Annotated in this window: 1 protein-coding gene; it reads right to left on the bottom strand. The window is 37.2% G+C overall.

Annotated elements, in window-relative coordinates; genetic code table 11:
- The coding region (locus IQR33_RS05750) for a DGQHR domain-containing protein (RefSeq protein ID WP_193843585.1) at window positions 1-1,114 on the bottom strand (1,114 nt) is incomplete at its 3' end.
- Window positions 1,115-1,346 lie beyond the last annotated feature (232 nt).

Genomic DNA, 1,346 nt, shown 5'->3' on the forward strand with positions numbered 1-1,346 from the left:
TACAAATAGCAGTAGCACAGCTTCTCTCTGAGCTGCGGATCATTCTGTATTTAATACTTCCATTTCTTGAAATAGATTTCTGTACTACATTATTCTCTTGCCAAAAGTCATGAGTAACATCTTTCACAGGCAATCGAACTATCCCATCTAGTACTGACCAATCAATGGGGGCTTTATGCATTCGAGACAAATGCTCTTCGAAGATAGATCGAATTACTATCGCAGTCCCTTTCCAAAATATACTTTTCGTGTACATAACATTTTGCCCTGAGTCTGAAAGAAACCTCATAGGTATAAGAGAAAAAAACTTTGTGAGGAATGGAGTTGTTAAGCGAATTATTTCAGCTTCGGCATCGCTTGAACCTTCAAGCACTTTGTTCATTCTTACAGGAGTTGTACCTAATGCGGTACAAATGAAATCGCTTAACTGCTTCAAGTCCATTAGCTGGGATTTCTTGGGTTTTCCAGTGGTACTTATAAACCGCCTTAGTGAATGACCATCAACTAATACATTATCGAGTATCTGGTCCCGAATTAATCTGGAAAAGCTTTGCGAGCTGTCAAAGAATAAGTTTTGTGCTGATGTTGGTTTACGAAGGTGTAAGTGGTAGTCAGAAAATACCTGTCTAATCTTTTGAGTGACTGGCTCTAAGGTGTCCGTGTTTGTAACAATGAATTTAACTCCCAGCGTATGGTACTGAGTAGGACTAGCATTCGAAACTCTGTCCTTAAATAAATTCAAACGGTTCTGACCATCACATACAAGACGGTCAGATGAACTTTCTAATGTGGCTGTGACGACTTCTTTGTTACCAATAGATATTTCCTCATGGAGTTTTAATGAAGAAACAAAGACAGTAATGCTAGGGAGTACTGTATCCTCCCTATTGTCGAAATAATTAATCAAACCTTGAGCACGACCTTTCTCAAGGTCTCTTTGTCTTTTTAGATACTCATTTAAACTATCTGAGCTCTCTTCTTCAGTGAAGTTCTCAGCAAATTCTTTGCCTGTTATTACCCCCTCAAATACAGAAATACCATTCGTGCAAATACCCTCGTTAGCTCTGAAGAGTACTAATTGAAGGTCTTGTTCAGAATAAATTGGTGTGTACATGTCTTGACCCGATGACAAAAAGAATAGAAATAAAATACCATATAAATACACCATCCTCAATAGATGTGCACAAAAAAGTGCACTAAGTATATTTAAGTCTACAATATGTGTTTAAATATGGTATTATAAAGTTATCGGTCTTTAGTAATGGTTCAGCCAATGGTTAATATTTTTGAAACAACAAACCTAATAGAAAACGAATTGGTGGCTTTGCACGAGAGTGTTAGCTTCA

Origin of the sequence: Vibrio sp. OPT46 (genome assembly GCF_015163535.1) — a bacterium.
Taxonomy (GTDB): Bacteria; Pseudomonadota; Gammaproteobacteria; order Enterobacterales; family Vibrionaceae; genus Vibrio; species Vibrio alginolyticus.